General features: G+C 64.0%; 20 protein-coding genes. 9 read left to right on the top strand and 11 right to left on the bottom strand.

What is annotated here, in order from left to right; all coding sequences use genetic code 11:
* Positions 1-88: 88 nt before the first annotated feature.
* The 5 genes from Q0316_RS07415 to Q0316_RS07395 all read left to right on the top strand — a co-directional run bounded on the left by Q0316_RS07415 (position 89) and on the right by Q0316_RS07395 (position 5,272).
* Positions 89-757, top strand: a complete 669-nt coding sequence (locus Q0316_RS07415; protein ID WP_298670944.1) for a hypothetical protein — start codon at positions 89-91, stop codon at positions 755-757.
* 78 nt (positions 758-835) lie between these two features.
* Complete coding sequence (locus tag Q0316_RS07410) at positions 836-1,801, top strand: ParB/RepB/Spo0J family partition protein (RefSeq protein ID WP_298670942.1); 966 nt, start codon at positions 836-838, stop codon at positions 1,799-1,801.
* A gap of 41 nt (positions 1,802-1,842) precedes the next feature.
* Positions 1,843-2,016 (top strand): hypothetical protein, encoded by a 174-nt coding sequence (locus Q0316_RS07405; RefSeq protein ID WP_298670940.1) that lies wholly within the window; start codon positions 1,843-1,845, stop codon positions 2,014-2,016.
* A 51-nt stretch (positions 2,017-2,067) separates the two neighbouring features.
* Positions 2,068-3,783 carry a recombinase family protein gene (locus tag Q0316_RS07400; RefSeq protein WP_298670938.1) on the top strand — a complete coding sequence of 572 codons (1,716 nt, stop codon included), beginning with the start codon at positions 2,068-2,070 and terminating at the stop codon, positions 3,781-3,783.
* Between the two features lie 127 nt (positions 3,784-3,910).
* Entirely contained in the window at positions 3,911-5,272 is a 1,362-nt protein-coding gene (locus Q0316_RS07395; protein ID WP_006023603.1) for a site-specific integrase, read from the top strand.
* Positions 5,273-5,578: 306 nt separating this feature from the next.
* Here Q0316_RS07395 and Q0316_RS07390 read toward each other — a convergent pair whose 3' ends face one another.
* The 11 genes from Q0316_RS07390 to Q0316_RS07340 form a co-directional block, all read right to left on the bottom strand.
* Entirely contained in the window at positions 5,579-8,683 is a 3,105-nt protein-coding gene (locus tag Q0316_RS07390; protein WP_006023604.1) for a DEAD/DEAH box helicase, read from the bottom strand.
* Between the two features lie 11 nt (positions 8,684-8,694).
* Positions 8,695-8,931 (bottom strand): DUF2158 domain-containing protein, encoded by a 237-nt coding sequence (locus tag Q0316_RS07385; RefSeq protein WP_006023605.1) that lies wholly within the window; start codon positions 8,929-8,931, stop codon positions 8,695-8,697.
* A gap of 277 nt (positions 8,932-9,208) precedes the next feature.
* Positions 9,209-9,649, bottom strand: a complete 441-nt coding sequence (locus Q0316_RS07380; protein ID WP_006023606.1) for a DUF6527 family protein — start codon at positions 9,647-9,649, stop codon at positions 9,209-9,211.
* Positions 9,646-10,818: a ThiF family adenylyltransferase gene (locus Q0316_RS07375; RefSeq protein WP_006023607.1), complete on the bottom strand. Its 1,173-nt coding sequence runs from the start codon at positions 10,816-10,818 to the stop codon at positions 9,646-9,648. The genes Q0316_RS07380 and Q0316_RS07375 overlap by 4 nt, the downstream gene beginning before the upstream one ends.
* The gene (locus Q0316_RS07370; protein ID WP_006023608.1) at positions 10,793-11,539 is read right to left on the bottom strand and encodes a multiubiquitin domain-containing protein; all 747 of its coding nucleotides are present in this window, start codon (positions 11,537-11,539) and stop codon (positions 10,793-10,795) included. The genes Q0316_RS07375 and Q0316_RS07370 overlap by 26 nt, the downstream gene beginning before the upstream one ends.
* Before the next feature lie 81 nt (positions 11,540-11,620).
* The gene (locus tag Q0316_RS07365) at positions 11,621-15,022 is read right to left on the bottom strand and encodes a UvrD-helicase domain-containing protein (RefSeq protein WP_006023609.1); all 3,402 of its coding nucleotides are present in this window, start codon (positions 15,020-15,022) and stop codon (positions 11,621-11,623) included.
* Between the two features lies 1 nt (position 15,023).
* Positions 15,024-15,602 carry a hypothetical protein gene (locus tag Q0316_RS07360; protein WP_006023610.1) on the bottom strand — a complete coding sequence of 193 codons (579 nt, stop codon included), beginning with the start codon at positions 15,600-15,602 and terminating at the stop codon, positions 15,024-15,026.
* A complete protein-coding gene (locus Q0316_RS07355) occupies positions 15,599-16,456 on the bottom strand; it encodes a response regulator transcription factor (RefSeq protein ID WP_006023611.1) in 858 nt (285 codons plus the stop codon). The genes Q0316_RS07360 and Q0316_RS07355 overlap by 4 nt, the downstream gene beginning before the upstream one ends.
* Positions 16,453-17,532 carry a nucleotidyl transferase AbiEii/AbiGii toxin family protein gene (locus Q0316_RS07350; protein WP_006023612.1) on the bottom strand — a complete coding sequence of 360 codons (1,080 nt, stop codon included), beginning with the start codon at positions 17,530-17,532 and terminating at the stop codon, positions 16,453-16,455. The genes Q0316_RS07355 and Q0316_RS07350 overlap by 4 nt, the downstream gene beginning before the upstream one ends.
* Entirely contained in the window at positions 17,529-18,422 is an 894-nt protein-coding gene (locus tag Q0316_RS07345; protein ID WP_244469219.1) for a DUF6088 family protein, read from the bottom strand. Before Q0316_RS07345 ends, Q0316_RS07350 begins: the two co-directional genes overlap by 4 nt.
* 12 nt (positions 18,423-18,434) lie before the next feature.
* Positions 18,435-19,064: a DUF6088 family protein gene (locus Q0316_RS07340; RefSeq protein ID WP_006023614.1), complete on the bottom strand. Its 630-nt coding sequence runs from the start codon at positions 19,062-19,064 to the stop codon at positions 18,435-18,437.
* 256 nt (positions 19,065-19,320) lie between these two features.
* Between Q0316_RS07340 and Q0316_RS07335 the strand changes: the two genes are divergently transcribed.
* The 4 genes from Q0316_RS07335 (at position 19,321) to Q0316_RS07320 (ending at position 26,096) form a co-directional block, all read left to right on the top strand.
* Entirely contained in the window at positions 19,321-20,514 is a 1,194-nt protein-coding gene (locus Q0316_RS07335; RefSeq protein WP_024338475.1) for a hypothetical protein, read from the top strand.
* 170 nt (positions 20,515-20,684) lie between these two features.
* Complete coding sequence (locus Q0316_RS07330) at positions 20,685-22,823, top strand: ParB/RepB/Spo0J family partition protein (RefSeq protein ID WP_298670924.1); 2,139 nt, start codon at positions 20,685-20,687, stop codon at positions 22,821-22,823.
* A 166-nt stretch (positions 22,824-22,989) separates the two neighbouring features.
* Positions 22,990-23,403 (top strand): hypothetical protein, encoded by a 414-nt coding sequence (locus Q0316_RS07325; RefSeq protein WP_298670922.1) that lies wholly within the window; start codon positions 22,990-22,992, stop codon positions 23,401-23,403.
* 149 nt (positions 23,404-23,552) lie between these two features.
* Positions 23,553-26,096, top strand: a complete 2,544-nt coding sequence (locus tag Q0316_RS07320; protein ID WP_367179656.1) for a strawberry notch-like NTP hydrolase domain-containing protein — start codon at positions 23,553-23,555, stop codon at positions 26,094-26,096.
* Positions 26,097-26,136: the final 40 nt, after the last annotated feature.

The following is a 26,136-nucleotide window of genomic DNA, read 5'->3' as shown; positions in this document are numbered from 1 at the left end:
GGTGAATCAGGAAACCGGCTGCGATTCAAGAGGCTGATTGAGTTTTGACCCTAGGACGGCCGCGCGAGATTCCGACAAGACCGCGGGCATGCGACAAAAGAAGGGCCGGTCGAAAGAGCCAACGCTCGAAATCCGGCACTCAATTTCAACCGAACGGTTTTCGATTCCCGCGATGGTTGCCCTGACATATGCGATTGATCGAATCGTCTCACAGATTGGGGCTTTACCGGATCGTGGAGATATACTGCGCGATGGAAGCAATCCAAAGCGAGGTAGCCAGGTGATTTTTAAACCGCAGCCACAAATAGAACTGAAACGGGAGCTTTTTACAATTTATCGGAGCTGGTTCGTCAGGCCTGCTCGCACTGGTGCGCGGGCGATGGGTGTTGAAGAAAAAGCAGAGAAAATTGCTAGCACAATGGCGATTAAAGCGCGCGAAGGGCGCGACCCCGCACTCGAACCAGTTAAGCCGGGTATGAGGAATCCGGTGCAATTGGGCAATGGCATTACGGCCCGTGACCTGTTGCCGCTGGGCGACAACAGTGAGGATGACCGCGATCCAAAAGATCCCACACGACATCGGTCAAAACGAATTCAATCTGAGCATCTCTCTGCCGTTAAAGGTATAAAAAAGCTCAAAGGACAAAGCGGCCTTCCGGACCATGTCGCCGCGCAGTACGAATCGATCGAGAAGGGATTTGGTGCAGGAATTTCGCATCGCTTTGCTTCGTCGGATCAGGGAAAGGGCGGGGAGTGACCCCGGCAAAAATAGCCCGGTAATTTGCGTATGCAGTCCCGAGGGGCGGCGCTCAGGCCGCCCCTTAGGAGCGAGAATATGCATATGGAAACACGTGTTGAGCCGAAACTCTTCGAAGACGTCGGTCCGATCGCGTCGGGCGCCGGCCCCGAGGTTGGTTCACAAACGGATATGCGCGCCGTGCGCGACGGATCGGGCGTTGGACAGATAGTACGGGTTGATCCGTCGATATGTGTGCCGTGTTCGTTTAACCCGCGCGCAGGCACGGCGTTCGATGTGGGGGCCAATCACGATCTCGTCGAGAGTATCAGGGCGCGAGGGCAGCAGGTTCCCGCTATCGTCAGGCGAGGAACGGATCCGAATAGATTGGAACTCGTCGCGGGCACGCGTCGACACGGTGCGGCAATGTATTTGCGCACCGCCGATCCGACATTCACGCTCTTGGTCGAGATCCGCGATCTCAGCGACGTCGACGCGTGGAGAGTTGCGGAGGTGGAAAATGCGGCGCGCATGGATCTGACCGATCTCCAGCGGGCGCGGAATTGGGCGTCTGCGCTGACCACGTTTTTTGACGGTAATCAGCGCGAACTTGCCCGATCATTGGGACGAGACGCCTCCGTGGTCAGTCGGATGCTGATGCTCGCCAACCTCCCGCCGGTGCTCCTGTCGGTGATGCGCAACCCGGACCGCGCGAATGCCTACTTCGCCGAGACGATGGCACCGGCCCTCAATGACCCGGCGCGACGCGAAATCGTGTTGGCAACCGCGACCGAGTTTGCCGCGCGAGGAATTGCGCTTGCGCCGGCCGAGCTCGCGCGACGTCTTTTGCTGACGCCGGCCGAGGCTGAGGCATTCCGGCCGATCGCGATCGCGGCGGGGGGCGTCGAAAAACAGGCGGTCTGGTCGCGCAAGCCCAACGGCTCGTGTGCGCTCACGATTCGGCCGATCCCGGCTGGGATGTCGGCGGCAGACCGAAACGCACTGATTCAGGATTTGACCGTGAGGATCAAAGCGCATGTGAAGTTTAGCGCGCCGCCCGACTGACCCCGGCAAAATCCAGGCTCAGACCATGTCACACCAGTGGCATGGTCGATACGCCACCCTTCAAGCGCCTGCATCCCGCCGCGACCCCGCGGCGGGATGCCGCTGTTGAGGGGCGGCTGGCCTCCGCCGGCCGACTGGCAGTGATGGCGGAAGAGGTAGAAATCCTGGAACGGCTGCTGGGTCAGCAGATCCGTGAATTGTTCGACGAACCGTAAGATTCTGCAGAGCGACCTTCGCTGATCGCCGCCGCGGCGAGGGAGGAAAATGTGATAAAAACTGGATTAGGACGAGCTAGGCTTCGAGCGGTCGGTTATGTCCGTGTCTCGACCAAGCGTCAGGCCGAGCATCAGATTTCGCTCGCGGAACAGGAAAAGCGCATACGAGCCTGGGCCTCCACCCAGGGTTATGAATTGCTCGAGGTCTACCGCGAACCTGGGGCGTCCGCTCGCAGTGATCGCCGACCCGTGTTCCGACGCATGATCGCTGATGCCGAAGCGCAGCCGACTCCGTTCGATGTCGTACTGATTTATAATTTCAGCCGCTTCTTTCGCGATGATTTTGATTTTGAACGATATCGTCGGCAGCTCGAAGAGAGTCGGGTCCGACTCGAATCCGTTACGCAGCAGGTTGCTGAGGGTCCCAGCGGCAAGCTAGCGCGCGGCGTCACGACGCTGGTCGACGCTTATCAAAGTGACGTCAACGCCGAGCAGGTCAAAATGGCGATGGCAGCCAATGCCGCAAGCGGTTTCTGGAACGGTTCTACCCCACCGTTTGGATACGAGACGTTCGTTGCCGGAAGAATGGCGAAAAAGGACAAAAAGCAACTTCGCATTTATGAAGAAGAAGCGGCCGTTGTTCGGTTGATCTTCGATCTGTATCTCGAGCGTTGTGGAAATTACGGAAAATCCGGCGTTATTGCTATTACGCACGAGTTGAATCGCCGAGGGCTGCTTATCCGGGGTAAGCCGTTTCGAACCGCGACCGTGCACCTGATCTTACATCGCGAAACTTACGCGGGTACGCACTATTACAATCAGGTCGACAGCCGGACGCGTCAGAAGCGGCCGCGCGAGGAGTGGATTGCGGTCGAAGTGCCACCGATTGTGAGCAGCGCGGATTTCGCCAAGGCGCAGGCCAAACTCGCCCGGCACCATCCGAAAGTTACGGCGCCCCGAACGGCGAATGCGCCGACCCTAACCGCAGGAATCGCGAAATGCGGCGCAGAAGGATGCGGCGCGGGCATGATCCTGCGGACCGGCAAAGGCGGCAGCTATCGCTATTTAATCTGCGGTCACAAACGCACCATCGATCTCGCCGCATGTTCATCGACTCCGGTGCGGATGGATGTCGTCGATAACATCGTGATCGAAGCACTGGCCGAGCGGATACTCGCGCCCGAGCGTCTCCGGCTGCTCCTGGAATCCGTTCTTGATCGTTCTGACGCCGCACTTGCTGAACGCCGCGAAGCGCTGAAGGCTCGGCGCGCAGAAAAATCGAAGGTGGAGGGCCAGAAGATGCGCCTCCTCGAACTGGTCGAACTGGGAGAGCTTGGAACGCATGATCCACAGCTCAGACAGCGCCTTCAGAACCACAACGCGAGGTTGGCTAACCTCGCCGTAGAAATCCGCAGCCTTGAACAGCAGCTTGCTATGCCCCGGCGCAACATTACGCCGACGATTTTGGACAGGTTCGCAGCGGTTGTCCGCGAAGGGCTGCGCGATGAAGATCCCATGCTTCGGAAAGCCTATGTGCGGCTGCTTGCCGATGAAATCGTCGTGACGTCCGAATCGGTCTTGATACGGGGGAGCCGCCAAGCGTTGGAACACGCTATCTTCGGCGGCACCGACGCAAGCGACGGGGTTCTTACTTTTATACAGGACTGGCGCACCCGACAGGATTCGAACCTGTGGCCTCTGCCTTCGGAGCAATTTAGCCTGCCTATCCTAAATGCACGACAGGGCACGCTACAATGCGATATGTAACTGAAGATACTAGACAATTCGTATTTCCGCGCCGAACTGTCTATCCAGAATTTCGCTCCGATATCCATCCGGTTGCTTCCGTGGTGCTTCCGCGGAAGCAGCCCCTCACTAGCGAGGGGAACACCTCATGGCAAAGCTGACCAAGCGGATCGTGGACGCTGCCGATGTTCGCGAGAAGGACTATTTTATCTGGGACGACGAACTGCCCGGTTTCGGCCTCCGCGTGTTCGCCTCCGGCAAGCGCAGCTACCTCATCCAATATCGCGCTGTTGGACGCACGCGACGCTACACCATCGGCCTGCATGGCGTGTGGACGCCGGAGACAGCCCGGCAAGAAGCGAAGGTCCAACTCGGGCGCGTCGCGCGCGGCGACAACCCTTCCGAAGAACGTCAGCTCGATCACAAGGCCATCACGGTCAAGGAGCTTTGCGCCCTCTATACCGCTGATCTGAACGCGGGCCTCATTCTGGGTAAGGGCGGGCGACCGAAAAAGCCCACCACCATCGTCACCGACACTGGCCGTATCGAGCGGCACATCATCCCGCTGATCGGCGCGCGCCGGGTCAAGGATCTCACCAAGGCCGACATCAACAAGGTCTTGAAGGACATCATGGCCGGCAAGACGCGCGTCGCCGTCAAGACGAAAAAGCTGCGAGGAAAGGCCATTGTTCGTGGTGGCGCGGGCACCGCCACGCGCACCGTCGGCCTATTGGGCGGAATCCTCACCTACGCTGTCGATGCTGGGATTATAGAGGTCAATCCGGCGCACGGCATCAAGAAGCCCAAGGACAATGTTCGGAATCGTAGGCTGACCGAGGCGGAGTATCGCACCCTCGGGCAAATGCTTCGCGATGCCGCGGCGAACGAAAAATACGCCATGACCGTGGACATCATCCGGCAGATCGCGCTCACCGGCTGCCGCCGCTCGGAAATGATCTCGCTAATGTGGATCGAAGCTGACACCGACGCGAGCTGCATGCGCCTGGTGGACAGCAAGGAAGGTGAGTCCATTCGTCCAATCGGATTGCCCGTCGTCGAGTATCTGGAGGAACGGCGCAAGACCGCAGCGGGCACCTATGTCTTCCCAGGTCAGGGCGAGGACCATGCGTTCGGCAGCTTCCCGAACCATTGGGAACAGATTTTCAGCGACAGTCCGCTCGCCGGCGTCACCCCGCATGTCCTGCGTCACAGCTTTGCCAGCATCGCCAACGATCTCGGTTTCACCGAGGTGACCATCGCGGCGCTCGTCGGCCACTCCAAGGGCTCGGTGACGAGCAAATACATTCACACGCTCGACACTGCGCTCATCATGGCCGCCGACACGATCTCCGGTTACATCCAAGGGCTACTCGAGGGGATCGAATTCAAACAGACGGCCTACGCATTGGATCGTGATTCTCGTCGAGCTGCGCTTGACCTCTTCCTGACCAAAGCGGTTGGAGAGCCGGGGAACGAAGCCGAGGACGAGGAGCGTCGCTTGGCAGCTTGAGGCTTGCGATCAGCCACTGGTCGGCGAGCAATTCATCGCCGCCCACGATGCAGTCGAAAAAGCTTTTTGAAGAAATCGACGATCTTCGGTTTGGCGCCATCGGCGACCAGGTCATTTGCTCCGAACCGGCAGACCATCCTGACACTCCTGCACACCGAGCGCAGCCGTAGCGGCGCGTTGTCTCGTTCGACCGCTTGATCGCCCGCTGCCGCATTGGCTCCGCCAGCATTGGAGACTTTCTGAGGCAGGAACGTCTCGCAGAGGGGGCATCTGACGCAATCGCCTCACGCCCCCGTTGCGCGCAATTTAGGGCACATATACTTCAAGGATCGGGGCGGAAGGCGCCACCGCTTCGGCCCGACGCTTGGCAACGCGCTTCGCCGCATCGCGGACAAGTGCAAGCTTGCGCCTGTCCTTGTCCACGCATGCCAGAATTTGGTCATCAGTTGCGGCGTCGATCTGTTCGGGCTCACAGAGCTGCGCGGCGGCCAAGCGGCAATAGTCGCCCCGCAGCAAATCGGCTCCAGCGAATTGGGCGAGGTCGACGGCGGCGCTGGGCACGCCATATGTCAACCGGATCGCCAGACGTCTCACACGGTCACCGAGATCGAGCGTGGGGTGCAGGATCTCGGCGACGCGAGCCGCGACCGGCATCAGATCGCAAGTCCGCGCTGCGACCGCGCGTATGGGGCCGGCGGCGCCGCCAAACGCACCACCGAACTGCGTCAGCACGCGCTCGATCTCGCTCATGGCACGACCGGACACGAACAAAAGACAAGCGACCGCCTTCTTCGCACGCAGGGTCGCCTGATGATCTTCTGTTGTCCCGCGCTGAAGCGCGTTCAGGACGTGCCACGGCACATTCTGCCTCTGCAGCTCGTTGGGCCATAGCTGAGGCTCTTTCTGCGTGCTTTTTCGGTTGATCGGAAAAAGGAGTTGATCGACCTCGACCGTCGTTTGAGCTGCGGCAATCAGGACGGGATCGCTGATTTCTTGGGGCTGAAGCGAGCCGAGGCAATCTACGAGCGCGACGATGGACCCGACCTCTGCCGCGCTTTCGCCAGCGAGACGGCCCAGCTTGGTCAATTCATACGCGCCTGTAGCGTTCTTCTGCACCAGGCCGTGGCGTTCCAAATCCGCTAGGGCCGAAAGCAGATCCGGCCGGCTCCACTGCCACGCGCTATGGGCGCGCCGGGCTTGGAACGCGCCGAAGCTCGATTCCAGAAATTCGACAATCTCCTCGCTCGGCACGCCTTCGCCGGCCGCTCGTTGTGCCGCGACTAGGACGCGGATAATCAGGGAGCGTGGGTCGGTTGTACCGTCGAGGAAGCGGGACACCAAGTCTTCCGGCTCCGCGGTCACGTATCGCGACCACAGATCATGCTCGGCGCGCGGATCGAGCGCCAGCAGATACGAAGCTCCCTTCTCGGCGAAGCCAAGCCTTCCCGCGCGACCGACTAGGTTCTTGTATTCGGCTACCGAATAGGGCTCGTCGCCGGGATGATTCAAGCCGGCGATGATGACCGATGACGCGGGCGTGTTCACGCCCATCGCCAGCGTCGTCGTGGCTGCGATGACGCGCAGGCCCGAGCCGCTACGGCGAAATTCTTCCTCGATGACGCGCCGCTCTTCGCGGTCGAGATCCGAGTTGTGGAAAGCGACGCCGCGCCCCAGCGCGCTCCGCAAGTCGGCGCTGGCCTGCGAGGGATCGCCGCCGGGCATCTGCGTCAGCGCCTCGGCAGCCGGAGGCAATCCGAGCGACTCTGCGAGATAGTTGGCGCAGCCGCGGGCTTCGCCCTTGGTTTCGCGAAACACGATCACCTGCTGGCCTTCGGCGACAAGCTTGCGCACCAGCGGGATGATCCAATCCTGGCTGGATCCTTTGCCGCCGACAAGACGCCGAACGAGCGGCCCCTCAACCTGCTCATTGCCATTCTCCGGGTCAAGAAAGCGGAAATGCCCGGTGCCGAGCAACAAGCCCTCCTCAAGCGGAACGGGCCGCTCCGTGCGCCGCAAGAGCCGCGCGCCGAGCCATTGCTCAAGGCCGTTCGTGTCCCCGATCACAGCCGAAAGCGCGATCAGTTGGGGCTCGATCCCCTCACGCCGGCGCATCCGGATGAGCGTCAAAATGAACTCCAGATTCGCGCCGCGGCCACGGTCGGCGATCATCTGCGCTTCGTCGATCACGATCGCGCCGACCTGCGCCAGCACATGAGGGAATGTCAGCGCGATCGCGGCGAACTTCTCATAGGTCAGGAGACCGACATCGTATTGGCCCCGCAGCAGAGGCGCGATGTCGTCCGTCTCGCCCGTCGCTTCCACCGTGCGGACCCCGAAACCGCCATAGACGCTCTCGAAGTGCCGCCGCTTGTCTGCCACAAGGGCCTTAAGCGGCAGCAGAAACAAAGCCCGTTTGCGATCCAGCACGTTCCGGAGCGCCGCGAGCTCGCCCACCATCGTCTTGCCCGAGGATGTCGGGGCCGACACCACCAGGTTCTCGCCGTCCAGCACGCCGAAGTCGGTGATGGCGGAGATCTGAAGCGCATTCAAGGACGGGATCGCTCCAGCCCAGGCGGTGACAAGCGCGTCGGGGAAACCGGCCGACGAGAGGCTGGCAAGATCGGACGTCACCTTGGCAGGCAGACGCGCCGGGAAGGCCGCCCGATACTTAGCGCCCGGCACGAACACGGGCCACGCGACATCGCCGTCGATGCTCCCGCGCATGGTCGGGTTCTGCTCTTTGCCGCCCTGCAGCGCGGCCGCCCGGACGCGGCTCGTGACATGCTCGAGGAGGCGGTAGAGCGAGAGCTTGCCGCCGCTCACGACTTCCTCGGCGCCACATAGCGCCTCAAGCAGAAAGTGGGTCAGAAAGCCGTGCCCGAACCGGCGGTGCTCATAGGCGGGCTCGGTCGCCGCGGAGGCGGTGAAGATGATCCGACCAGCGCCGCCAAGCTGAGCCAGGCGCGCTTCGGCGGACAAAAGGCTGCGCGGCTTCGCATCGACGTGCAGAACCTTCGCCCCAATGCCGCCGGAAAAACAACAGTCGAGGAACAGGATCAGGCGCTTTGCCGGTATCCGCGAGAACCATTCCTGCAACAGCTCGAGCGGGATCGCGGAGCCGGCGAGATCATCTGGATTCGCGTCGTGGGTGACGAGCTCATGTGTCTCCGACCCATGGCCGGAGAACGCGATCACCACCGTATCCTCGGGGCCGCAGCCGGCCAGGTCGGCAAATGCGTCCTCAATCCGCTGCCGCGTGGCCTCCGCATCTGCCAGCAAGACTGTGCTGCCGCCCAGCGTGTCGAAGAACAGTGCCTCCAGCGCCGTCGCGTCGCGACGCGCGCAGGTCAGCTCATCAATGCCGGTCGAGCTATAACGGTCGATGCCGATGAACAGGCCGCGAAACGGCATGAGGCACCACGCTACGCCCGAACGACGCCGACGGAGAACGCGGCTCGTGGCTTCTCAGCCTTCTCCAGCACGACCGGCGCGAACGTGTCTTTCCGCGCGACCTGCTTGTTGCCCACCTTCTCGAACCAGACACACCAGACGGCATCCTCCTCCAGCATGGCCGTCTTCCCGACCTGCTCGACCGTCATGATCGGCCCGCCTGACTTCACCCGCACAAGATCGCCGGGCTTGAATTCGGTAGCATCCATTCTCCACGCTCCTTCTCGATGCCTATCTGTCCTCGCCAGGCACCGGAGGAGGTCGCAAGAAGCTCGCCCACGTCCCCACCACCATGAGTGGAGACGCGCACGTGCTAGGAGATCGCCCCATGCCTAACATCAATATATGGTGTGTCGGTCATTCCTTGCACAAGGATTTCGGCGAAGACCGTGTAAGCTCCTGATAGATGTTCTTGATTTGTCTCTTAGGGCTGCGCTGCGTTCCGAAGCGGGATAGCCCGACGGCAACCTGCCGTCGGGCCTATCGTCACGATCTGCCAGATAGCCAACGCCAGGCGCGGCGCCAGAAGCCGGGAGCCGCCTTGACGGGAGCGGGCTGAACGGCAAGTTCGATCGCTGGCGTCTGCCCGTAGAAGCGCGCTTTGGCAGCGCGGTCACGACGACGCTCGGCTTCGACCTGCTCGTCACTCCAGGGGCCGGCCTCGATCACCTTGCTGCGGTCGATCACATAGTGTGACCGGCATTTCAGCGTCCAATTGCCGATCGACGGCCGAAGGGAGACGGTCTCGCCATCGAACGTCATCTTCCAGTCCGTCGGCGTGAAGGGGGCGACGACCTCCTCGCCGCAACCGCAGCAGCAGCTGTGGGCTGATGTGGCATATTCCATCGAAACATAGAGAATGCCTGCCTCAAGGCGCTCAGGGATGTGTTCGACGAAACGATGTTCGAGTCGCTTGTGCCGTATCACGCGAGATCCCCGTTGATCAGCATGTTGCCGTCGGTGGTGTAGGTGCAGTGATGCTCGCGCTCGAGGTCGCGGTAGAAGCCGCGAATCTTCTTCCACTTGACGACCGCGAGGACAGCATTCAGGGCGTTGAGATCCGCGACCTGGATGTTGGAGGCGTAGATGTCCTTGGCGCCGCCGCCGACGAAGGAAATGCGCTGCCGCGCGTGATCGCGCTTCTCCGGCGTACTGGCGGTGACGCGCAGGATGCCGCCCAGCGACCCCTCGTCGAGCTCGAGCCCCATGCCAACATCGACGAACGCGGCGCCGATCGCCTCGAGCTTCTCTACGATCAGCCGCTTAGCGTCACCCGCATCGAGGGACAGGAACGCGAAGGTGACGCCGTCGAGAAGGTGAATGTTGTCGACGCCGAGCGCGACATCGTGCGCCACGATGTTCCGGTGCATCCGGCTGTAGATGCGCTTCAGGTATTCGACCTTCTTGGGCGCTTCCCGCAATTCCTCCAGGCTCGGAGCGCCCGGCGCGCGAAACGCGTTATGGGTCAGGAACTCGTCGCTGTCGAACAGCCGGATTTCCCGGACAGGCGTCTTGGCGACGAAATCCAGGATGTAGCCGCCGGTCCCCCCGACGCCGATGATGGCGACCCGCTCGTTGACGAGTCGCTCGGTCAGGACGCCGATCCCGACACGGTCGGAGGCGGTCTCGACATAGTTGAAGACGCTGTCCTCCTCCTCTTCCGGTTCGCGGAAGGTGCGAGGCGTCGCGCCGGACTTCAGCACTGCGGCCGGGCCCGCGAGGATATTCGCGTAGCTCGTCATCTTGTGGTGGTAGTCCGAGTAGCCGCCGTCTGGCTTGCTGGAGAAGCTGTGCGTCGCCTTCAGGCCGTGGCCGAGATCGAAGGCGCCGGCCGCATGCGAGATGCCCTGGATGGGCCTGCCGTCGGCGTGGCACGGGAAATCGCCGTCCCAGTGGATGACATGGGTGTCGGGCGGGCGCGTCTGATCTCCGGCCAGCGTGAGGCTGGAGATGAGGGTGCCGATGCGCACCTCCCGGCGCGCATCGACATACGGCACCTCGCGCATAACGAGATACCCGCCCTGCTGCTGGACGAAGTAGCCTTCGTCCCGCAGCCGCTTGAGGTCCGGATTACGACTGAACAGTGCGCGTGACATTGAACACCGTGCCCTTCTTCTTGACGTCGACGGAGCCGCCAACCCCGAGCTCACCGGCGGGCGGCGTCGACGCCGCGTGCCGATAGGTCATCGAGAAGACGACGTTGGGTTCGTGCTGGCCCGGGAAGGCGAGCTGGACGATCTGTTCGAACGTCACCGTGCGGGCGTTCACCGTGCGCGGCCGCGAATTGACGATGATCTCGAACGTCAGCCGCGCGGTGATGAACCGCTCGATGCCGGGCTGGACCAGATCGATCAGCTCGCCATGCTCGATCAGGCGATCTTCACCGCCGGGAACCTCGAGGAAGACGGCCTCCCCCTCGCCGGGCTTGGCGAGGCCGTAGAGCACCGTGCCGCTGATGACCGGCTTGCCCCAGAGCAGCTCGTGGTCGTTGAGGGTCAGCTTGAAGTCGCGGTCGGTCTGGAAGGCGATGAACCGCTCGGCGCCGCGCTCACGCAGGTCGAACGGCTCGTTGAGCCTCACATCCTCGAAATCGCCCGAGGGCAGGATCGCGATGAGGCTGTAACCGTCCCGCGGGTCGAGTGCCGCGGCTTCCAGCAACTGGCGGCCGAGCGGCACGGGATCGCTCACCACACGGGACTGGAAGTTGAGATCGCCCTGCGCGAGGAGAAAGCGATACCCCCGCGCCGGACGCAACGCCCGGCCTTCGCGCAGGGCGTTGCCGAGATCGTCGTAATCAAGAAGTTCTTCGGTGTTCATAAGATTGGGTCCTTAGGTTCGGCCGAGGCAGCGCCGCGGCTCTAAGGGTCCAATCGGAGCGAGGGAGGCCGACCGGTAAGGTCAGACGAACTTTTTCTGCAAGGGGCCGTCGGGGGTCTGCCCGCAGATGAAGAAGGCCGGGCAGTTCGGGCAGGTGCGCGACGAAACCTCGGCCGGAAACCGTCCGGCGCGGATGTCGCCGAGAAACTTTGCGAGCTTGTCCTTGCGCCCCTTCAGCTCCCGATCGGACAAGGCAAGCGCATGTGCCTCGCCGTCGGAAAGATGGACGAGCTCTGCGACCGCGCCGGGAAAGGACTGCCTGACCGCCAGCATCAGCGCCGCCGCGCCGACATCCTTGCCCTCGGCCGACCGCATGTGACCCGTGCGAATGCGGCGCACGGCGCGGATGCCGTCCGGCCGCACCAGCACCTCGTCCGGCCGAACGATGATCTCCTCGCCGCCGAAACTGAGGCTGAGCGCGACCGGCGCTTCGGGGACTGCTTCGGCGCGGTTCGCCAGGAAGAAGCGCAGCATTGCCAGCGCCAGATCGCGGAATTCCGCGCGATAGCCGTGCTCGCCGAGCCCCTCGCCGGCGAGCGCCGCATCGATGCGATCTTGCAGCGCCTGCTCGGACACGGGTCCATCCGACGCGATCACCGCCTCGACCACCACGCGAACCGCCTCATGCAGATGCATGAAGGCGGTCGCGGTTCGCCGGCCGCCGACCTGCAGGACATGCGTGTAGAAGAAGCGACGCGGGCAGGATTCATAAAGAGCGATCTGCGGGGCGCCTAACCGCAGCCGTCCGTCGACCACCAAATCGATATCCCGAGCTTCCGCGGCCACGGGAAGCGGCCGTGCCGGCACGAGCGAACGGCGTGTTAAGGTCGCCCCGAGACGGTCGAGGAATGGCGAAAGCGGTCGGTTGTGGCCGTTACTCTTCTCGGTCGGCGCATAAAGGATCAGGCGATCGCGGGCGCGCGACTGCGCCACGTAAAATAGGCACTCCTGCTCCTCGGCCTGACCTGCGCGGAACGCCTCCAGCGCACTGCCCTCCGCCCCCGCGATCATCCCGTCGGGCGCCGGACAGGGCGGCGCCGGCGGCGTGCGTGGGATCGTGTCGCTGTTAAGCCCAGGAATATGGACGCCACCGAACTCTAGGCCCTTGGCGCCATGGATGGTCATCAGCCGCACGGCGTCGAGATGCTGGGCGGCCGCCGGCAATTGGCGCAGGTCGCGGTCGTCGCCGAGCCGCACGAGCCTGCGCACACGATCGAGCAGGCGCGTGATGGGCAGCCCGCGTCCGGCCGGTTGTACCCGCACAAAGTTGAGGAATTGCCAGATCGCGATGCCCCGTGTGCGGTCGGCGAGATCCTCCGACGCGCCCAGGCGCGCGGCGATGCGTGTGCGATCGAGCAACAGCGTCGCGAGCACGGTCCAGGGCGAGGCCGTCTGATCGAAACCATCGAGCGCAGTCGCGAGCTTGGCAACGGTCTGCCGCCCCCTGTCGCTCAAACCGGGGATCGCCTCGCCATGCCGCAGCCAGCCCGCCGGCGCGTGCTCGGCCGCCCGCAGATGGTCGAAGACCGCGACCACATCGGCAAAGGAGGTGGCGAAGTCTCGCCAGCAGGCAATGCGCACCAGGCCCATGGCGCGCCGATCGACCAGGATCGAGAGGAGAGCCAGGAGATCCTTGACCTCACCCCGCTCGAACAGACTTCCCAGGAAGAGGACCGGCACGCCGAGCCGTTCCAGGTCCTGCCCGATCGTCGACAGCTTTTCGTTGCCGGTGCACAGGACCGCCTGGTCACGATAGGCGTAGCCGTCACGCCGCAGCTCCTCGATAGCGTCGGCCAGGGCGACCTGCTGCTGCTCGGCGCGCTGGACCGTGCGCAACTCGGGCCTATGTCCATTGGCGTCGCGGTCCGCGTCGAGGCCACTATCCGCATCGCCGGCGCGCATCGTGATCGCGAAACTGGAGAAGCTGGCGACAATCTCCGGCACCGAACGATAATTACGCTTCAATCGACCGCGATTGCCACCGGCGAAGTCCTCCTTGCCGAACCGGGTTATGTTGAAGGATGAGGCACCGCGAAACCGGTAGATCGACTGCTTGGCGTCGCCGACCATCCAGAGATTGCGGCCGTCGGGCCGCAGTGCGCTCAGCAGCCGCACGCTGCTGCGGTTCACGTCCTGATACTCATCCACCAGGACATGATCATATTGCGCCTGCAGCGCCGCGCAGATGGCCGCCTCCTTTTCGAGCAGTTGCACCGGCAAGGCGACAAGATCGCCGAAGTCGATGCAATGCGCGTTGCGCTTGAGCTGTTCGTAGGCCGCGTAGACGCGGGCAACCTCGCCGGCGCGTTCCGCCGCCTCGCGCGCATCCGAGTCCTGGGCTTTCGCCTGCATGGCGTCGGCGAGCGCGGCGTAGGTTTCGGCGTCGACCACCTCATCCTTCGCCCGCGATACGGCGGCCAACATGTCGGCAATGATCTGGGTCGGATCGTAAAGATTGCGGTAGTACGCGAGCCTAAGCCGCGGGAACTCCCCCTCGAGGAGTTCGACCGCTTCGGTCCGGTCCATCATCCGCGGGTCCTTCGGCAGGCCGAGCTCCGCATGGAAACGACGGATGATATCGAGGCCGAAGGCATGGAACGTGCCGATCCACATCGCGGCCGCAGCCTCGGGCCGCTTGCGCGCGATCCGCTCGGCCATCTCGCCCGCTGCCTTGTTCGAAAAGGTCAACAGCAGTATGCGCCGTGGATCGACGCCCTCGCCTAGAAGGCCCTCGACGCGCGCGATCAGCGTCTGCGTCTTGCCGGTGCCAGGCCCCGCCTCAAGCAGATAGGCTTCGCCGCGATGCGCCGCAGCGGCCGCTTGCAGCGGATTGAGCGGCCGTTCGACATGCGCCGCAGTCGCGGCGGGAGGCACGGGCGGCAGCAGCAAAGCATCGAACAACTGCTGCGCGACGACCTCGAACGGCGCGCCGAGCTTCGCGGCGATGGCGGACGCGGCGAGCCCTTGGTCGACATGGAGCGCCCGCGCGACGGTGCGCGGAAGCAGCAGTTCGCGCGCGAACAGGTCCATCTGGACTTCGCGGCGTTGCCGGCGTCCATAATCGACAACCCGATCCATTCCGACTGGTGAGGGCTCGGCCGGGCGTGCCGGATCAATCATCGGCGCCGCTTCGCCACCAGGATCGTCGCCCAGCTCGACATGGCCGATCTCATGCGCCACGAGGAAAGCTTGCTCGAACGGAGAGCCCATATTCTCGTGAAGAATCAGATCGTCGGCGGCGACGAAAGTCGCGCGGCCGCCATTGAGGACGGCTGCGCCGGCGGCAGTCCGTTCGACATCAATCCCCCGCCGCTTGGCCTCGGCGACAGCAAAGTCATAGGGCGACCAGGGATCGGCGCCGGATGCAACGAGGCGAGCGTGAAGCTCGGCGGCGACTTGCCTGGCGAGCTCCACACTGTCCATGTCAGTCCGCCTCCGCCAACAGCCGGGCGCGCTTCTCGGCCGGGACGCCGGCATCGATCAGCACTTGCTCGAAGGTGACCTGCTCGCCGGCCACCGGTTTGCTGTCGGCCTTATAGCTGCGCGCGACAATCAGGTGCGCTGGCCCCCAGGACGACTCCAACTGTGCGACAGAGCTGCGCATCGCATCCGCCAATATCGCCAGGAAGCGTCGCGGGATACTGACGAGAGAGACCCGCCGTTCGCGCAGTGCGGTCACGACCTGCCGGGGCACGTCCAGACGCTGCGCGACGGCGCGCCAGTCATCGACCGTCAGCGCCGCGAAAGGGTCGGCTGCTGCCGCCGGCATAACCTTCGCGTGTTGCGACCAGGCAGCGTCGATCAGCGCCCGATCGGTAGCAGAGAGGGGTGCGGCATCTTCATAAGCCTCGCGGCTGAGTTCGCGCGAGAGGTCGATGAGCTCCCCGGCATATTCCGGGTATAGCCGCAGATAGCGTTCCAAGGTCGACCGGCCAGGCTCGCTCTCGACCGCGAACGCGTCGAGCACGGCCTCGCGGGATGGACGTCCGCCGCCGGGGCTCACCGCTCGTCTCCGTCGGCCATGGCAGCTCGCAGGGCGGCGAAGGCCTTGTCGCGGTAGGTTCGGACGGTCTTTTCGGAGCGGCCCAAAGCCTTGGCGATGGTCATGACGTCCGGCTCCTTGGAGTCGATGGGGAAGCCCTGTCTCAACATGTGAATGATCCTGCTTTGTTCTGTCGGTAGAGCTTCAATCGCTGCATCCAGGCGCGACCGGTAAGACGGGTCGTCGAAATCCGACACGGCGAAGGGATCGTGGGTCCCTGCGGCCGCCTCGACCTCCGGTGACAGTTCTCCGCTCTCCTCGTCATATTCGAGGGGCTGGGAACGGTTTTCGTCGCGCCAGGCCTTTTCCTGCGCATCGCGCCGCAGGCTCGCTAGCGCGCCATCGAAGCGCACCTCGAAGTAGTCGACCTTTTCGTCGTAGGCGGCGCGGTCCGCCGAAAAGAGCTCGACGAACCGGCCGAACACCTTGTCGCGCACGACCCCGCGCGTCAGCGATTCCGTCTTTCCATCGGAGCTTTCCGCCCTGGGCAAACTGCGCAGCACCCGTTCGGTCAAGATCCGATAGAGGCGCTCGAACCACACCTCGTTGTTGTCGCGACGGCTCGCGCGAATGAAGTAAACGAGACATTCGCTCGGGACGTAGCCCGGGTCCGAGCGCTTGGTGATTTCCGCCCTGGCGATCAAGCCATCACGCGGCAGGACTGCCAATTCGGCGATGAGGGCTTCTATCTTCGGGTCGCGCTCGTAGAGTTCGCCGCTGAGGCGGCGTTTGCGCAGCGGGGTTACGATCGCTTCGCCCGCGCCACGCGCGTCTGCCTTTTGCCCGGTGTCGAAAGCTCCCTCCAACTGGTTCATCGCGCGGCCCCGCCTCCCGTATCGCCCTTCTTGTTGAGACGCGTCTCGAGCGAGCCGATGCTGTCGAGCACCGCCTCGAAATCCGGTGGATCGCCAAAGATCATGCCCTGCATGGCCCTGTAGTCGACGCGCAGTTGCTCGATCATCGCGTCATGCGGGGCGAGTGCAAACGAGCCAGGCGCAGCGCTCGCGAGATCGAAGTCCGGTCGATTGAAGAACATCCGGGCGTGCGCGACGCAATCCGCACCGAGCGCCGGATCAGCGATGGCGGCGGCGCCGACGCGGGCCGCGGCGAGCTGGTGCAGGTCATAATAGTGACGGGAAACGCGTTGGCCGCCCCCGCGCAGCTCGCCGCGCTTGTCGAACCAGCGCCGCAGCCCATGGAGGATGACAACCTTGTCCCAGAAGGTACGTTCCGGATCGACCGTGCGGACGGCCGGCACGGTCAGGTCGAGCGCCGGCAGATCATCATCGACATAGGGTTTGATCGGCACTTCGCTGTTCGGATCGAGCGCGGATTTCGCGCCCGACTCGATCTTGATCGCTGCCCGCACATAATCCGATCGCGGCGTCGCCGCGGGATACCAGATCAGAAGCGTCTGCCCGTCGGGATCAGCGTCATCGGCTTCCACTCGGGCCGCGCCGGCATCGAGGCCGGCAGCCTGAAGCCGGTCCTGCAGGATCTGCGTCAACTCAGCCCGCAGCGGGCCGTTGATGTAGGCTTGGCAGGCGTCCTTGATCGCATCGAGGCGCGCCCGGCGCTTTTTGCTACTCAGCGCTTCGAGCTCCTCGATGGTCGCCGGCTCGCCGATGTCGTCCCGAAACACCGTGACATCAATGTCTTCGGAGAAGCGATTGATCAAACCAAACCCTTTGGACAGGGAGGTTCCACCTTTGAAGAGGAGGCGGGGTCCGCCCTCTTTCAAGCCATTGAACAAGGCATCCAGCGTCCAGCAGACCCAGAAGTCCTTCTCGATATTCTGAGACGCCGTGCCGAGGCGTAGCGCCGTCGTATCGAAGGCGCTCAACATCGCGTCCGACCCGGCCGCGAGAACCTCGTCGAAAGCCGGATTCATGTCTTCACCGCCCGGGCTGCACCGCGCTTGGCAGTTTGTGCCTTCTGCGGGGAGAGCGGCTTTCGCTTGGGCCGGGCGACGGCAGCATGACGCTGATCATCGGCATCGTCCGCCGTTCTTTGTTGATGACGATCATGATCAGCATCATCACGATCATCATCGACGTGCCGACGACGAACGCCGGCGTCGCTTTCAACGAGCGGCTTGAGAAACACCCACATCCATGTCGGAAGAGCTGTCATACCGGCAGTGAGATCCGCTTTGAGGGGCGGTCCCACCGTGGGATCTTCGAAAAGATTGGCGAGCTTGCGCCTAACCTGATCACTTTCTCCTTCACGAACCAGGAGATCGCGCAGCCAGTGAAGCGCTTGGACGACGCGCATCGCTGGTCGTCCGGCCCAGAATAGCTTGCTGGCCGCGGTTGGACGGAAGGTGATCGTTACGTTGCCGAGCTTGATCGCGCGGCGCCGAGCGTCGGTGTGCACCACGATTTTGGCGGGGACGGCGTCAGTTAGGCCCAGATCGTTCGCCGCGGTCATGCCGTCGACAAGCATCCGGGTTTGGTCACGTCGCCCGACGGCGTCGATGACTGAGCGCGGATCAGGCGGATTGGGTTTCTGGGTGAGTTTGTTGAAGCCAGGCTGATCGTAGAGCCCACGATCAATCCGCCTAAGGATTTCGACCTTCGTCAGCCGCTGCAACGCCTTATCGACCGCGTCCCGCGAGGCGAGATCGACGAAGTCACTGGGCGTCCAGACCTTGCGTGGCGCATCCGCACGGATGCGCTCGAGCATGGCTTTCTTCAGATCGGGCGAGTCGGTGTTCATGTCCGAAAATTGTAGTCCTTTTTCGGACGCGAACCAAGTGGATTGTCCGAAATAAATATACAAATTTCGGACAATCTAAATAGGTAGGCCGCCCACCTGAGAATGGCTCCTTCGGCCGTATGCAACTTTGCCGACCGTCCTGGCGAGCCAGCTCGGTAGCTGGGGCGCGACCGCGACGAGTTCGCCGAACGTGGAAGACGGCAACTTGCGCTTCAACGTCATCAAGGCGGCTTCTGCCTTTTCCGGCCCCAGCCAGGCGAGCGCTCGCACCGCCTGTCCGGCGGGCCGATCGGCCAGCGCCAACTGCCAGCGCGGCGCATGCCGCAGCTCGACGACCTGCTGGCCCAGATTCATCGTCCGGCTACGGCCCGATGTCAGATAGACCGACCGGACCGGCACCTGTGTCGTGAGGCCGAGCGCGTTAGCGGCCGCGGCACCGTTCGACACGATGGTTTCGCCGCGCTGGAGCGCGAGGGCTTCGACGGCCTTCTCGACGGAGGGCGCGCGGACGCCGAACCGACTCGAAACCGGGCGCAGATAGACGCCGCGCCCGGCACGCATCAGCCGGCCACGTTCAGCCAGTCGCGACAAGGCTTGATCCACCGCGGCGCGATTGCCGAGATGGAGCAGGCTCTTCGCCGCGATCGGAGCGCCCTCGGGCAAGCCCTCGGTGTGCGCCAGAATCTGTTCGGTCAGTCGTTGCACGGCACTTCTCCTGTCAGAAATATATGCGGTTTTCTGACAGTTTTCAATCTCCCCCAAACCGACTGGAAGGGCCAGCGATTGAGAGGGGGCCTGGAGGGGAAAGCCTTCCCCTGCGGCCGAGCCCAGGGTCTCGGCCGACCCCTTCTGCGGGGAGACCCCGCAACGCCCTCATTAGAGTGAGAGTGTGGACCGGATTTCCGTGACGGGTTGAGGGTCGGGAGAGAGTCTTCCGGCGCCCGTCATGGAGTTTGATCCCATGAACATGCAGGTTCTCGATGCCCGGCGCGACGTGAGTGGCGGCTGGAAGGTGGACATCAACCGCGGCGAGCGCATCGGTCGGGTTTCCTCGGAGTGGTTCTCGCGACCCGACGACGAGCGCTATCTCTCGCTCGCCGAACTCGGCCGGACCGTCCGCGAGCGCACCGAGCGCAGCCGAACGCGCGTTGTCGAATCCGCGCTTATCCATGTCGAAGCCAGCCGCACCGATCCCGAACGGCTTGCCCTGATCCTACCAGGCGCCGACAAGCCCATCGCTCCGACGCACTGGAGTTTCGGTCAGCTCGCGAGCCAGGTCGGCGCGCCGGCCGCCTATCTGCGGCAGCTCCCCGCCGCGCTCGCCGGCATCAACCTGCAATATGGGCTGACCGCCCACCGCGCCGAGCAGATCAAGACCCTCGAGACCGACGACGGCCGCGTCGAGCTGCGCGCCGTGACCGGCCCCGACTACGGCCGGATCTACGACCACGAGCTGGTCGAAGCCGTGCAGCGCATCGCCGGCAACGGCACCGGCGACACCCGTTGGAAAGTGCCCGGTGTCCTCGACTGGTCGACCGGCGTCTATAATCCGCGCGTCGACATCACCAAGGACACCACGACGCTCTACGCTTCCGATCGCGACGTCTTCCTTTTCCTCGTCGACGATCTGAATCCGATCGAAGCCGGCAAGCTCGCGGATGGATCGCCCGATCTCTATTTCAGGGGCTTCTATGCCTGGAACAGCGAAGTGGGCGCCAAGACCCTTGGTATCGCGTCCTTCTATCTCAGGGCCGTGTGCCAGAATCGCAATTTGTGGGGCGTCGAAGATTTCGAGGAGATCTCCATCCGCCATTCCAAATACGCCGCTTCGCGCTTCGCCCATGAGGCGGCGCCGGCCTTGCTCAGCTTCGCGGACTCCTCACCGCAGCCGTTCATCACCGGCATCAAGGCGGCGCGCGAACGCATCGTCGCGCACAAGGACGAAGAGCGCACCGAATTCCTGCGCCGCCGCGGCTTCTCGAAAGCCGAGACGGGCAAAATCATCGACGCGGTGCTGGCCGAGGAAGGCCGCCCGCCGGAAAGCATCTTCGATTTCGTCCAGGGCATCACCGCCGTCGCGCGCGACAAGCCCCACCAGGACGCGCGGCTCGAGCTCGAAGGCAAGGCCAAGAAGCTGCTCGATCGCGCCGCCTGATCCCCGCAATGCCGGAGATGCGGTTGTCCGTGTCTCCGGCTTTGCCCTTTTCCTCCATCGTTCCCCAACTCCGATGCGCTGCCCTCCTAGAGTGAGAGGGCGGCGCTTCGCTTCGTGACGGGTTTAGGGTCGAGAGAGAGGCTCTCGGCGCCCGTCGCGGAGTAAGTCTCATGGCAACTGCCATTCCAAAGATCACCCTGTCGTCGGCGCAGGACATCCCCTTCAACAAGCTGGTGCTGAGCCAGTCGAACGTCCGCCGCGTCAAGGCCGGCGTCTCGATCGACGAGCTGGCCGAGTCGATCGCCCGGCGCGGTCTCATCCAGTCCCTCCACGTCCGGCCGGTGCTCGATGCCGACGGCCAGGAAACCGGCATGTACGAAGTGCCGGCGGGCGGGCGTCGCTTCCGCGCGCTGCAACTCCTCGTCAAGCAGAAGCGCCTCACCAAGACCTCCAAGGTGCCGTGCGTGGTATCGGACGCCAATGCCGGTATCCTCGTCGACGAGGTGTCGCTGGCTGAGAATATCGAACGCGCGCCGCTGCATCCTCTCGACCAGTTCCGCGCGTTCCAGGCGATGCGCGAGAAGGGCATGACCGAGGAGGCGATTGCGGCTGCATTCTTCGCGCCCGTCCAGGTCGTGAAGCAGCGGCTTCGCCTCGCGGCCGTCTCGCCGGCATTGCTCGATATCTATGCCGAGGATGGCATCACGCTCGAACAGATCATGGCGTTCACCGTCACCGACGATCATGCGCGTCAGGAGCAGGTCTGGGAGTCGGTTCGCAATAGCTGGCAGAAGGAACCCTACCAGATCCGGCGCATGCTGACCGAGACCGCTGTCCGCGCATCCGACAAGCGGGCCGTATTCGTCGGCATCGATGCCTATGAAACCGCCGGCGGCTGCGTGCTGCGCGATCTCTTCCAGGATGACGACGGCGGCTGGCTGCAGGATCCTGCGCTGCTCGATCGCCTGGTCGCCGACAAGCTGAAGACCTCCGCCGAAGCGATCGCCGGCGAAGGCTGGAAATGGATCGAGGTGGCGGTGAGCTTCCCCTATGGCGCCACCCACGGCCTGCGCGAGATCGTGGGCACGCCGCTCGACCTGACGGCTGACGAACAGGCGACCATCGAGGCGCTCAACGCCGAGTACGCCAAGCTGGAGGCCGAATATGAGGACGCCGGCGAGTTGCCGGACGAGATCGATCAGCGCCTTGGCGAAATCGAAACCGCGCTCGCCAGCTTCGACGAGCGGCCGGTCCACTACGAACCCGCCGACATCGCGATCGCCGGGGTCTTCGTCAGCCTCGATGCCGACGGCACGCTGTCGATCGATCGTGGCTATGTCCGCCCCGAGGACGAGATTGCCAGCCGGGCGGACGATGGCGAGGGTGAAGAGCAGGATGGCGGCGACCACGATGCCGACTATCCGGCGACGCCTTCGGTGCAGCGCGCGATCATCACCATCGGCGGCAAGCCCGCCGAGCCCGAGGAGGAGGACGAGGACGACACGATCAAGCCGCTCCCCGATCGCCTGATCACGGAGCTGACCGCCGATCGCACCCTCGCGCTCCGCGACAAGCTCGCCAGCGATCCCTCGGTCGCCTTCGTCGCCGTCCTGCGCAAGTTCTGCCAGGACGTGTTCTACGGCGGCAGCCAGTATGGCTTCGCGATGGAGGTCAGCGTGCGCGGCACGACCTTCCATTCGCAGCCCGAAGGGCTTCGTGACAGCGTCTATGCCAAGGCGATCGAGGCTCGGCACGATAGCTGGCGCAAACGGCTCCCGGCCAAAGTCGCCGATCTCTGGGATGGGCTGGCCGCACTGACCGGCCCCGAACAGGCCGAACTCTTCGCCCATTGCGCTTCGTTCGGCGTCAATGCGCTCTATGAGCGCGCCGATCGCTACGGCGGCCGTGTCTCGGCACATGGTGTCGAACAGCGCATCGCCGAGGCCGATCGCCTGTCGCTGGCGGTCGGGCTCGACATGGCCGAAGCCGGGTGGCGGCCGACCGTCGCCAACTATCTCGGCCGCGTCACCAAGCCCCGCATCCTCGAAGCGGTGCGTGAAGGCGCCGGCGAGCGGGCTGCCCACCTCATCGCGCATCTGAAGAAGGGCGACATGGCGACCGAAGCCGAACGTCTCCTCGCCGAGACGGGCTGGCTGCCCGAACCGCTGCGCAATTCCGGCGCCAATGCGGAAAGCACCGAGGCGGATGCTGGCGAGGGCGACGAGGCGTTGCCGGACTTCCTCGACGGCGATGACGAGGAGACCACCGCCGATGATGAGGAGGAACGGCACCTCGCCGCCGCCGAGTGACGAAGCGTCTTTCCTGACCCGACCAGCCCGGCGTCCCTTCGGGGGCGTCGGGCTTTTTTCATGCGCGGCGATCGAGAGGGAGAGTTTGGCCCGGACGTGGCGAGCCGGATCTGGAGGAGAGAGCGCCTGCCGGCTCTCCCGTTCCCTGCTCTCCGGGAGTGGCCCCATGGCCGACTATTTCACCCATTTCTCATGCCTGCTCGATGTCGGCACGCCCGAGAACGCAGCCCGCGCGCTCGATCTCTACAACCAACTGTCCGAGGACGGAGCATCCGAGGAACCGCCGTCCGATGGCTTTCTCCTGTCCATCCAGCCCGAGCATGGCGGCACCAAACTCTGGTTGCGCGACGACGTCACCGGCGATCCCGAACGGCTGATCCAGTTCGTCATACGCTGCGCCGCTGAATTCCAGCTCACCGGCCGATGGGGCTTTCAGTACGCCAACACCTGCTCCCGGCCGCGTCTCGACGATTTCGGTGGCGGCGCGCATGTCCTCGATCTCGCGACCGGTGAAACCCTGGCGTGGACCTATACCGACGGTTGGCTCGCTGAGATGCTCGATGGCGGCGATGATGCCTAACATCATCGAGACCATTGTCTATCGCCTGATGGCGCGGCCGGGCCGCGCCCCTTGAGAGCGAGAGGGAGGCCGGGACGGGTTTGAGTCCGTCCGGTCCGAGAGAGAGCGCCGGCGGGCTTTCCCGCTCCGCTCTCCCAAGGACGTCTCCCATGAACGCTCACACCCTTGCGGCGGCGCTGCCGATCGCCGCCGATCAGCCGACCGACACTGCCGCCATCCATGCCGCCGCACTTCTCCTCCTTCCTCACATCGAGCGCGGCGAGCGCATCGACGCCGCGGTCTTGCGCACCGCCATGGAGACCGCCTTCGGCGCGTCCGATACTGCCGGCGCCTGGGACTGGAAGGACGCCTACGACGCCTGCGAAGCCGCAACCGTCCTCATGCTCCGCAAATACGGAAAGGCGCTTTTGCGCAAAGCCGGGTCTCCGGCCGCGGCTGTTCCTCTGTTCGGCAAGATCGCGGGGCTTCTGCCCACCCACACGCGCCGCTCCGAGGAGGCGCAGGCCTTCCAGCAATTCTCGACTCCGATCCCGCTCGGCCTGGCCGCGATCACCGCGGCCGCCATCACCCCGGCCGATCGCGTGCTCGAACCATCGGCCGGCACGGGCCTGCTAGCCATCCTCGCCGAGATCGCCGGCGGCACGCTCGTCCTCAACGAACTCGCCGAAACCCGGGCCACGCTCATCTCCTCCCTCTTTCCGGCCGTTTCCGTGACCCGTTTCGATGCCGCGCAGATCGACGATCATCTCGATCCGGCGATCGTCCCGACCGCCGTGGTAATGAACCCACCATTCTCGGCGCTCGCCAATGTAGAGGGACGCGCTGCCGACGCAGCCTATCGCCATCTCGCTTCCGCGCTCGCGCGGCTTGCCGAGGGTGGGCGCCTCGTCGCGATCACCGGCTCGAACTTCGGGCCGGACATGCCGGCCTCGCGCGATGCCTTCGTCCGTCTGCAGAAACGGGGCCGCGTCGTCTTCACCGCCGCCGTCCATGGCTCGATCTATGCGAAGCACGGCACGACCGTCGAAACCCGGTTGACCGTGATCGACAAGATTCCGGCCGACGATCCGTCCGTCGTTCCGGCATCTCCCGGTATAGCGCCCGACATTGCCACGCTAATGACGTGGATCGCCAAGCATGTGCCGCCGCGCTTGCGTCTTGCGCCCGCTGTCCGGGTCATGCCGATTAGCGCCGCACCGCGCACCGTCCGCGGCTATCTCGCGCGCACTGCCGCAACATCGGCGACCCGCACCAGCATCCCCGATCCTAAAGGCGTGCCGCTTGCCTATGAGACCGTCGACTGGACCCCTGCCGAGGGCGCCCGCCTCAGCGACGCGATCTACGAGCAATACGGATTGCAGACGATCCGTATCCCTGGGTCTCAGGTCCACCCCACCAAGCTCGTGCAATCCGCCGCGATGGCCTCGGTCGCCCCGCCGAAGCCGAGCTATCGGCCGACGCTGCCAGCGACCATCCTGGAATCGCTCTCCGACGCCCAGCTCGAAACCCTGATCTTCGCGGGCGAAGCCCATTCCGATTTTCTTGCGGGCTCCTGGGCCGTCGATGACACCTTCGATGTCGTGGCGGCCGCCGCCGACGATGCAAGCGGTGTCGTCCGCTTCCGCCGCGGCTTCTTCATCGGCGACGGCACCGGCGTCGGAAAGGGGCGCGAGTCCGCCAGTATCGTGCTCGACAACTGGATGCAGGGTCGGCGCAAGGCGGTCTGGATTTCCAAATCCGACAAGCTGATCGAGGACGCGCAGCGCGACTGGTCCGCACTCGGCATGGAGCGCCTGCTGGTCACGCCGCTCTCGCGCTTCCCGCAGGGCAAGCCGATCACGCTGCCGGAAGGCGTCCTATTTACAACCTATGCCACGCTGCGCTCCGACGACCGCGGCGAGAAGGTTTCGCGGGTCAAGCAGATCGTCGAATGGTTGGGCTCCGATTTCGACGGAGTGATCATTTTCGACGAGGCACACGCGATGCAGAATGCCGGCGGCGGCAAGGGGGAACGGGGCGACGTCACGCCCTCGCAGCAAGGGCGCGCGGGGCTTCGCCTCCAGCATGCCTTGCCCAATGCCCGTGTCGTCTATGTCTCCGCCACCGGCGCCACCACGGTCCAGAACCTTGCCTACGCACAGCGCCTGGGCCTGTGGGGTGGCGACGATTTTCCATTCTCCACCCGCGCCGAGTTCGTCGAGGCGATCGAGGCCGGCGGCGTCGCGGCGATGGAGGTGCTGGCCCGCGACCTGCGCGCACTCGGCCTCTACACCGCACGATCGCTGTCGTTCGACGGAGTCGAATATGAGCTGGTCGAGCATGAACTGACCGCTGAGCAACGGCGCATCTACGATGCCTATGCCGGCGCCTTCGCCATCATCCACAACCATCTCGACGCGGCCATGCAGGCTGCCAATATCACCGGCTCGACCGGGACGTTGAACCGCCAAGCCAAATCCGCTGCCCGCTCCGCCTTCGAAAGCGCCAAGCAGCGTTTCTTCGGTCATCTGCTGACCTCGATGAAGACGCCGACGCTGATCCGCTCGATCGCGGCGGACCTGGAGGCCGGGCATTCCGCAGTCATCCAGATCGTCTCGACCGGTGAGGCGCTGATGGAACGGCGCCTGGCCGAAGTCCCGACGGAGGAATGGAATGACATTCGCGTCGACATCACGCCCCGCGAATACGTCTAATGTTGAGCTCAACATTACAGTTGTTCTTTGCAGTCGCAGT

This window comes from uncultured Sphingomonas sp. (assembly GCF_937871615.1).
In the GTDB taxonomy this organism is placed as follows: Bacteria; Pseudomonadota; Alphaproteobacteria; order Sphingomonadales; family Sphingomonadaceae; genus Sphingomonas.
This window is presented reverse-complemented; position numbering and strand designations above follow the sequence as displayed.

What these genes read in the sequence shown, in the direction of transcription:
- Q0316_RS07415 (WP_298670944.1), top strand. Translation starts at nt 89, where the DNA reads ATGCGACAAAAGAAGGGCCGGTCGAAAGAGCCAACGCTCGAAATCCGG.
- Q0316_RS07410 (WP_298670942.1), top strand. Translation starts at nt 836, where the DNA reads ATGCATATGGAAACACGTGTTGAGCCGAAACTCTTCGAAGACGTCGGT.
- Q0316_RS07405 (WP_298670940.1), top strand. Translation starts at nt 1,843, where the DNA reads ATGGTCGATACGCCACCCTTCAAGCGCCTGCATCCCGCCGCGACCCCG.
- Q0316_RS07395 (WP_006023603.1), top strand. Translation starts at nt 3,911, where the DNA reads ATGGCAAAGCTGACCAAGCGGATCGTGGACGCTGCCGATGTTCGCGAG.
- Q0316_RS07390 (WP_006023604.1), bottom strand. Translation starts at nt 8,683, where the DNA reads ATGCCGTTTCGCGGCCTGTTCATCGGCATCGACCGTTATAGCTCGACC.
- Q0316_RS07385 (WP_006023605.1), bottom strand. Translation starts at nt 8,931, where the DNA reads ATGGATGCTACCGAATTCAAGCCCGGCGATCTTGTGCGGGTGAAGTCA.
- Q0316_RS07375 (WP_006023607.1), bottom strand. Translation starts at nt 10,818, where the DNA reads ATGTCACGCGCACTGTTCAGTCGTAATCCGGACCTCAAGCGGCTGCGG.
- Q0316_RS07370 (WP_006023608.1), bottom strand. Translation starts at nt 11,539, where the DNA reads ATGAACACCGAAGAACTTCTTGATTACGACGATCTCGGCAACGCCCTG.
- Q0316_RS07365 (WP_006023609.1), bottom strand. Translation starts at nt 15,022, where the DNA reads ATGGACAGTGTGGAGCTCGCCAGGCAAGTCGCCGCCGAGCTTCACGCT.
- Q0316_RS07355 (WP_006023611.1), bottom strand. Translation starts at nt 16,456, where the DNA reads ATGAACCAGTTGGAGGGAGCTTTCGACACCGGGCAAAAGGCAGACGCG.
- Q0316_RS07350 (WP_006023612.1), bottom strand. Translation starts at nt 17,532, where the DNA reads ATGAATCCGGCTTTCGACGAGGTTCTCGCGGCCGGGTCGGACGCGATG.
- Q0316_RS07335 (WP_024338475.1), top strand. Translation starts at nt 19,321, where the DNA reads ATGAACATGCAGGTTCTCGATGCCCGGCGCGACGTGAGTGGCGGCTGG.
- Q0316_RS07330 (WP_298670924.1), top strand. Translation starts at nt 20,685, where the DNA reads ATGGCAACTGCCATTCCAAAGATCACCCTGTCGTCGGCGCAGGACATC.
- Q0316_RS07325 (WP_298670922.1), top strand. Translation starts at nt 22,990, where the DNA reads ATGGCCGACTATTTCACCCATTTCTCATGCCTGCTCGATGTCGGCACG.
- Q0316_RS07320 (WP_367179656.1), top strand. Translation starts at nt 23,553, where the DNA reads ATGAACGCTCACACCCTTGCGGCGGCGCTGCCGATCGCCGCCGATCAG.